Below are 7,200 nucleotides of genomic sequence, written 5' to 3' on the forward strand. Positions count from 1 at the left end.
TGTAGGGGGTTTACGTCAACGTCATTTCCCCCTACAAACACTCCTGCAAACGCCGTGTGAAAACCGTTTACAGCGGAGGGGTGGCCGAGAGGCTGAAGGCGGCGGTTTGCTAAACCGTTATACGGGTAACTCCCGTATCGTGGGTTCGAATCCCATCCCCTCCGCCAATCTCTCTTTTTATTCAGTTTTAAGTTGCATAACAAACGGCGGATTTCTGCGGATATCCTCTCATTTCGTGTTGCATTCCGACTCATCAAATTGCACTCTATCCCACATCACGCGTGGTATGGAGTGTGGGAATAGATGGGCCGGTTATCAGCGACCTCTGTAAAAGCCACCAAAGAGCCTGGACGCTATGGAGATGGAGACGGGCTCTATCTTGTCGTGACCCCTTCGGGGAGCAAATCCTGGGTTTGCCGTGTCCAAAAGAACGGCAAGCGCCGAGATATCGGCTTAGGCAGCGTCAAGAAGGTACCCTTGGCCCTCGCAAGAGAGCGTGCCGTTAAAACGCGAATGCAGGTCGAGGTCGGAATTGATCCCGTCTCAGAGCGCCGTAAAGAGGCAGGCATTCCCACATTTCGCGAGGCCGTTTCTCTGGTCTTTGCAGAGAACAAGGCGAGCTGGAAAAATCAGAAGCACCGCGCTCAGTGGTTGTCCACGTTAGAGCGCTATGCGTTCCCCATCATTGGTGATCTCTCCATCTCGGAGCTCGACGGACACCATGCGCGCGATGTTGTCGCCCCCATCTGGTTAGAAAAGCCCGAAACAGCGCGCCGGGTCCGTCAGCGTATTGGCAGCATCGTCGATTGGGCTATTGGCAAAGGTTACCGAACCTTACCATTGCCCCTCGCGGCAATGGACAAATCTCTACCGAGAATTAAATCCAAGCCCGTTCATCATGCAGCACTCCCCTACGCGGAGGTGCCGCAATTTCTGTCTTATCTCCGAGGGGGCGATTCGATCGGTCGCTTAGCGTTGTCCGTCTTAATCCTCACGGCGACACGCTCTGGCGAGGTCCGGGGCGCAACGTGGGACGAGATCGACTTCGAGAAAGCCCTCTGGACGATCCCGGCTGAGCGTATGAAGGCAGGCCGGGAACATGTCATCCCTCTTTCACCGCCCGCACTCGCGCTGTTGCAGAAAGCTGCGACCTATCGGGAGGCGCGGAGCCCTCTGGTCTTTCCAGGACAGCGAGGGGCGAAGCCCCTATCGGACATGACGCTGACTAAAATCTGTCGAGACGCCAAAATCGAAGCCGTCCCACATGGTTTTCGATCGTCTTTCCGCGACTGGGTTGCAGAAGAAACCACCTTTGATGGCGATATCGCCGAAATGGCCTTGGCTCATGCAATCGGAAACAAGGTTGAGGCCGCTTATCGCCGAGGGAACTTGCTCGATAAACGGCGTGTGATGATGGAGGCTTGGGCGTCTTATGTAACTTGCAACATGGATGACACGACTCATGCATGATGCGTATCAGAAAGATGATATTTATAACGAGGCAGCACGTCGTGTCGGTGCAGGAGATATCGTTCTTGGCAAGGGAACGATTAGAAAAAGCATAGAATTTACCTTGCGTGAAATTCGAAAAATAAAAATCAAAGCGATTAGTCTATCATCAATATTTTTATTTTTATCTGCGTATTATTTTTGGAGCTATATTTTACACACATACACGAACGGAAAAAATTTTGATCCACATATATGGCGTTCAATTGTGTCATTTTCCTTTCTTTTACTAGCGATTTTTGCATTTAATTTGGGAAGATGTGTTCAATATGTGCCCGTTTTTTCAAGGTTATTCCTCCGTGAGGATCGGGAAATCCCCCCTGAAATTGAAGGTCTTTTCAATGATTTAAGAAACGGATCATGGGAGGCTTCGATCGGTGGAAAGCAGATGCCCTCGTACCTGTTGGATAGCCCTTGGCGCATGCTTCTGGTCGGAGGAGCAGATGTAAGAGAACGACGGCATGAGCTCTGGTGTTTATTTAGACCTAAGCTTTCTGGGGATATCCAGGTTCGCAAAATACCTAGCGGTCAACATCCCATAGATAGACCAGATATTGCTTCGATACACGTCCAGAGGGGCATGCAGGAGACGACTGAAATTGCTCTTGAGGACGTAGCACGCGAAAGTCACGGTACTCCCAGCGATACAGATACGCCGAAAGAATCACCCGCCTATGCCGCAGAAGTAATTCAAGGCAGTGATATTGTTACGAGAGAAGGCAGGTTGCTTGGGGTGTTTCGGTCTATCTTCCCTGAGCAATGCAATGATCTGATCGAAAGTCTTCAAGGGCTCCACTCAACGCGCCAATTAAAAAGATCACGCAAGTGGCCGGGTGAAAACAGTGAGAAGTGGCTGATCATCTTTCAAACCTGTCATGAGGTCGCAAAGACTACGGGGGATGTCGAAAGCACCGGCAAGCGCCTTATTGCCGAATGTGTAGCTGCACTGAAAAAAGCCAAAGATGAAAACCGAATCAATGAAGTGGGCCTGACTGCAGACTCTCCATCGACCGATTGGGTAAAAGGCTTTGTATATGACGAGAAAAATTATGGCTGGATTTATGAAGGAATCATCAAGTTCAATCGCTCTCGTGAGATAAAATAGTCAGAAAAAATCTTTAAAAATCATTTGGTTATATTTTAACTGTTATTTTGAGAGGGTCGTGGAAGGTTAAATTCACACAGCTCCGATTGCACCTCATAGGGTCGGCATCGTTCCAAACGAAACAGGATGGACCACGATGCATAAATCCGGACCCGATGCTTTCCTCCTCACGATCGATGATCTGCTCCGCATGACGGGCTACCGCAGCCGATCGAGCATTTACCGTCTGATGAAGCGCTCCCAGATTCCGCTACCGATCATGGTCGGCGGAGGGCGCGTCCGATGGCGCTCTGGCGACATTGAGCACTGGCTCAAGAGCCTCCCGACCCAATCCTACGGCTAGCGGTCTGAGGCAGCGCCTGCGTCGTTAAACGCCGCGCCGCCCCAGACCTCCCGAACATTCTCACCCTTCCCATGACTTTGCGTCCTCGAACGCGAAAAGGATCTCGCATGCCCGTGTTCCTGAGTGCTTTTGCACGCCTTCAGTCCTGGCTATCGCCCGCCTCTGATCAGACCCTTTCTGTTAAAGCTCATGCTCGTATCCTGCGGGTGGCTGGCCCTATCATCGAGAAGCTCATCACTGATGACAAAATCGGCGAGAGCTACCGGTGCGCCACGTCGCACTGGTTTCGCTATGACGTACCCCCTCTGGAGTATTATCATGGCTCCACATCGACCTGCGTCATCTCCGGCCCGTTGCTGAAGCATGGCAAAGCCTACCGCCCAACAGGGGCGATTATTCAGACACCCGGCTTCGATGTTCGCCTCCCGCCAGAAGACGCTTACGACCTGGACCAACAGATCCAGATCGCCATCGAAAACACGATCGCCGATTGGGGCGCGGATTACCACGAGCGCGAGCCAGCCCCTGAGCCCCTCCATCCACCGGGTCCAATAGTCGATCTCGACGCGCTCCTTGACGACACGGCGTCCGTGTTTCATCCAGACTCATTAGAGACACGGTTTGCGTCGCCTAAAACGCGGAAACAGCGCCGTTCGACCTCCTCATCCAAGGGAGGTCAGCATGTCTAAACGACAGCCTGTCTCTCTCCCGATCGACCGACCCGAGACTTTGTCTCGGGCCACAGAAAGAAGAACACACCCCACGCACTGGCCTGCGGCTTTTAACGGCCGGTTTTCCCGAGTGCGATCCGCCTACACATCCGGCGGTTCTGTTCGACACATTGGCACGCCTAGATTTTTCGAGAGTGCGGATGGCCTACACGGGCAGGTGCAGCCATGAGCACCGTGCAGCACACCTTGCGCCTGCCAAGGGCGCTCGATCAGGCTCTGCGCAAGCACGCGGCGGCGCGCGAGCTGACCCCTTATGCGCTCCTACAGCTCTGCGTGCGTAGCGGACTCGCGAGCGTGATCGATAATCACGGCCAAACTCCGCTTCTCAACGAGGTCGCGCGAGAACTTGGAGCCCTCAGCGCGCGCCTTACTCATGTCGAGCGCCTCACAGAACGCACGCTCTATGTCGCGTGTGCAGCCTATGTCTATGCCCGCGCCGCAGCTCCGGCCCGTGTCGATGACACCCAACTCAGTGATGACATCACGGCCGCCTTTCAGCGCCAGCTTTCTCATGCCGGAGACGCCTCATGAGCAATGATCTCGACCAACGTGCTCATGCCCAAGCTTTGCGCGCCCTTCGACGCGCTGAGAGCGGCGCCCGCGCCCGTCAGGGGTTCCTCATCATCTTGTTCGTGGCGCTTGTAAGCGGACTCTTAGTCGGGCTCGCCACGACATCACGGGAGACGCTTCGTCTGTCAGGATCGTTCTTGCGTGCTGAAGCCCAACGTCCGGTTATGGCGATGACGGGCAAAGACGTTCCGATGCGCGTCATTATCGAGGGCAAAACCTACGACACCGGCGCGCAAGAGGTTCTGAGCGAGCCTTGGCTCCGGGTGCGCATGATTGGCCTGATGGAGCGCATTGCGATCGGCCTGATTTTGGGTGGCGGCGCCGCAATTGCGGGTCTTTGGCTGACCAAAGACAAACGCCAGCACAAAGCCGTTGCTGAGCTGGCAGATCGCTATATCAGCGGCACGCAACTGGTCTCAGCCCAAGCGCTCGCTAAGGCCACGACCAACCCCGATGACCCAGCGCCATTCTTCATCGGATCAGTGCCGATCCCGCGCGGTTTTGAAACCCGCCATTTCGAGCTAGATGGTTCGACAGGGTCCGGCAAGACCACAGCCATGCGTCAGATGCTCGACGGCATCGAAGCCCGTGGCGAGCCTGCGATCGTCTATGACATCTCCGGCAGTTTCGTTGCTCAGTATTATAACTCTGTGCGGGGCGACATCATCCTCAGCCCCTTTGATGCCCGCGGGGTTTATTGGAATCTCTTCGACGAGATCCATCACCCGGCGGATGCAGCACGTCTTGCACGCTACCTGATCAACGAAACCGGCGACCGGGATCGGGATGTCTGGTTGGAGACGGCGCGCATCCTGGTCGCCAATATCTTGCGCCAGCTTTGGGAAGAACAACGCGGAACACCGACCGCGCTGATCGAAGCGCTGCAATATATGACGAGCGAGGAGCTGGGCCGCTGGCTGGCGCATACCTCCTCAGCACGCACTTTTGCCCAGGATGCAGAACGCGCCACAGCCAGCGTGCTCTTCATGCTCGCCAAGGCCGTTAACCTTCTGATGTTCCTGCGGGCGGAGCCTGAACCGGGCGCGACACGCTTCTCCTTTGCTACCTTCTTTCGCAGCCTGGACAAGCACAAAGGCGGAACACGCGCGCCGTGGGTCTTTGTGCCGCGCAAGGAAGACTACTTCGAAGCGGTCAAACCGCTCATGGCGCTTTGGCTCGAATGCGCGGCCTCGGCGACACTGGCTTTACCACCCTCGAACACGCGGCGCTTGTGGTTTGTGCTCGACGAGTTCCCCGATCTTCCTCGCGTTGACAATATGACGCGCCTCTTGCCCCAAGGCCGACAGTTCGGAGCTGCGGTCATTCTGACCTTTCAGACCATCGGACAGATGCGCAGCCGATATGGTGAGCAAGATGCCCAGGCCATTTTGGGCAATTGCAACACAAAGCTGTTTCTCCAGCTCTCAGATACAGAAAGCCGAGAGCGCGCCTCTGCTACAATCGGCAAGGTCGAGGTGGAGATCCAAACTGTCTCAGGCGTGATGGATACCAAGACCCGCAAACCCCAGATCACCCTGAGCTCTCGGCGGGAGGTCCGGCCTGCTGTAATGGAGAGCCAATTCCGCCTGCCACCTGGGCGCGGCTATCTGCTCCTCCCGGATGGCTTGCCAGTGGCTCAAATCGCACTCAGCACAGACCACATTTCGGCCCGTGGCGCTCCAAAAGCCGCAGCTTTTGAAGCGATCGACCCCGCCAAAACATTCTGGGGCAAACAAGACAGACAGAATGCTGTGCGTGATGAAGCCGCCCTTGAGAAAACGCCATCCAAGACGGCGCAAAAACCGACATCAGCCGTTCCACCCAAACCCGCGCGTGATCGGGGGCCAGTCTGATGGTGGCGACCGTTTCCGGGCTGACCAATGCGGCGCAAGCCAGCGCCTATTATGAGGCCGATGACTATTATTCGGAGGATGGCACGGCGCCGTCCGTTTGGCTGGGAAAAGGTGCGGCTGAGCTCGGCCTCTCTGGAGAAGTCGATCAGGAGGCGTTTACACGCCTCCTGCACGGACAGATCACAAAAGATCAGCGCCTGGGCACGCAGCGCGATGGAGAATGGAGCCATCGCCCTGGATGGGATCTCACCTTTAGCGCCCCGAAGTCCGTATCGGTCATGGCGGAGGTTGCAGGCGATCGTCGTCTGATCGAAGCCCATGAGGCGGCGGTCCAGCGCACCCTTGCCCTGGCTGAGCAGCATTTGGCGGCAACGCGCATCCGCGAAGATGGGGAGGTTCGCCGTGAGATGACGCAGAACCTTGTGATTGCAAGCTTCCGGCACGGGACCAGCCGCGCGCTCGATCCGCAGCTCCACAGTCACAACGTCATTTTGAACATGACGCAGGGCCAAGACGGTCAATGGCGGAGCTTGGAACCACGGGCCCTTTATCAACTCCAAAAGCAGCTTGGCGCGCTTTATCGCCAGGAATTGGCGCATGAGGTGACAGAGCTGGGCTACGGGATCACCAAAGGCAAAGATTCAAGCTTTGAGATTGCCGGTCTCTCTTCTGAGAGCTTGGAGGCATTTAGCCAAAGAGCGCAGGCGATCGAGGCGCAACTGGCGGAACGTGGAAAGTCCCGTGCTCAGGCCAGTGCAGCCGAAAAACAGACGATCGCGCTGGATACCCGCCAAGCCAAAGAAGCCGTGCCCCAGGCTGAACTCGTGCAGGCTTGGAGAGAGGCCGTTGATTCAGCGGGACTGACGGAGGAAAAGCGCCGCCAGCTTGTGGCAGAGGCTCAGGGGCGCCTGGCGGCGCAATCGGCTCAAAAGAGTTCCAACGCGTTTGGCCGGGAGCTGTTGGCGGATCAGGCTGTTGCTCAAGGGGCGGCGATGCTGGGCGAGCGCAATTCTGTCTTTGCCACGACTGCGCTGCATGAGGCGGCAGGACGCTTTGCGATTGGTGCGGTCAGTCAGGCCGAGATTGCCG

Annotated in this window: 7 protein-coding genes and 1 tRNA gene; all 8 read left to right on the forward strand. The window is 56.2% G+C overall.

The window, feature by feature from the left end; all coding sequences use genetic code 11:
- Nucleotides 1-74: 74 nt before the first annotated feature.
- A tRNA-Ser gene (locus tag ASO19_RS04690) sits at nucleotides 75-167 on the forward strand.
- A gap of 136 nt (nucleotides 168-303) precedes the next feature.
- The gene (locus ASO19_RS04695) at nucleotides 304-1,470 is read left to right on the forward strand and encodes a tyrosine-type recombinase/integrase (protein WP_103765511.1); all 1,167 of its coding nucleotides are present in this window, start codon (nucleotides 304-306) and stop codon (nucleotides 1,468-1,470) included.
- Entirely contained in the window at nucleotides 1,463-2,614 is a 1,152-nt protein-coding gene (locus ASO19_RS09055) for a hypothetical protein (RefSeq protein ID WP_146046914.1), read from the forward strand. Before ASO19_RS04695 ends, ASO19_RS09055 begins: the two co-directional genes overlap by 8 nt.
- Before the next feature lie 136 nt (nucleotides 2,615-2,750).
- On the forward strand, nucleotides 2,751-2,957 hold the full coding sequence (locus ASO19_RS04705) for a helix-turn-helix transcriptional regulator (RefSeq protein WP_103765513.1): 207 nt from the start codon (nucleotides 2,751-2,753) through the stop codon (nucleotides 2,955-2,957).
- A 107-nt stretch (nucleotides 2,958-3,064) separates the two neighbouring features.
- The gene (locus tag ASO19_RS09060; RefSeq protein WP_103791305.1) at nucleotides 3,065-3,646 is read left to right on the forward strand and encodes a hypothetical protein; all 582 of its coding nucleotides are present in this window, start codon (nucleotides 3,065-3,067) and stop codon (nucleotides 3,644-3,646) included.
- 207 nt (nucleotides 3,647-3,853) lie between these two features.
- A complete protein-coding gene (locus ASO19_RS04715) occupies nucleotides 3,854-4,219 on the forward strand; it encodes a hypothetical protein (RefSeq protein ID WP_258036099.1) in 366 nt (121 codons plus the stop codon).
- Entirely contained in the window at nucleotides 4,216-6,111 is a 1,896-nt protein-coding gene (locus ASO19_RS04720; RefSeq protein ID WP_258036098.1) for a type IV secretion system DNA-binding domain-containing protein, read from the forward strand. The genes ASO19_RS04715 and ASO19_RS04720 overlap by 4 nt, the downstream gene beginning before the upstream one ends.
- Nucleotides 6,111-7,200, forward strand: a 1,090-nt coding sequence (gene mobF / locus ASO19_RS04725; RefSeq protein WP_146046915.1) for a MobF family relaxase, incomplete at its 3' end; no start/stop codon positions are given. The genes ASO19_RS04720 and mobF, both read left to right, overlap by 1 nt.

The organism is Parasaccharibacter apium (assembly GCF_002917995.1).
Classification (GTDB): domain Bacteria; phylum Pseudomonadota; class Alphaproteobacteria; order Acetobacterales; family Acetobacteraceae; genus Bombella; species Bombella apis.

Excerpts from the sequence above, each read along its gene's own strand:
- ASO19_RS04695 (WP_103765511.1), top strand. The coding sequence starts at position 304 with ATGGGCCGGTTATCAGCGACCTCTGTAAAAGCCACCAAAGAGCCTGGA.
- ASO19_RS09055 (WP_146046914.1), top strand. The coding sequence starts at position 1,463 with ATGCATGATGCGTATCAGAAAGATGATATTTATAACGAGGCAGCACGT.
- ASO19_RS04705 (WP_103765513.1), top strand. The coding sequence starts at position 2,751 with ATGCATAAATCCGGACCCGATGCTTTCCTCCTCACGATCGATGATCTG.
- ASO19_RS09060 (WP_103791305.1), top strand. The coding sequence starts at position 3,065 with ATGCCCGTGTTCCTGAGTGCTTTTGCACGCCTTCAGTCCTGGCTATCG.
- ASO19_RS04715 (WP_258036099.1), top strand. The coding sequence starts at position 3,854 with ATGAGCACCGTGCAGCACACCTTGCGCCTGCCAAGGGCGCTCGATCAG.
- ASO19_RS04720 (WP_258036098.1), top strand. The coding sequence starts at position 4,216 with ATGAGCAATGATCTCGACCAACGTGCTCATGCCCAAGCTTTGCGCGCC.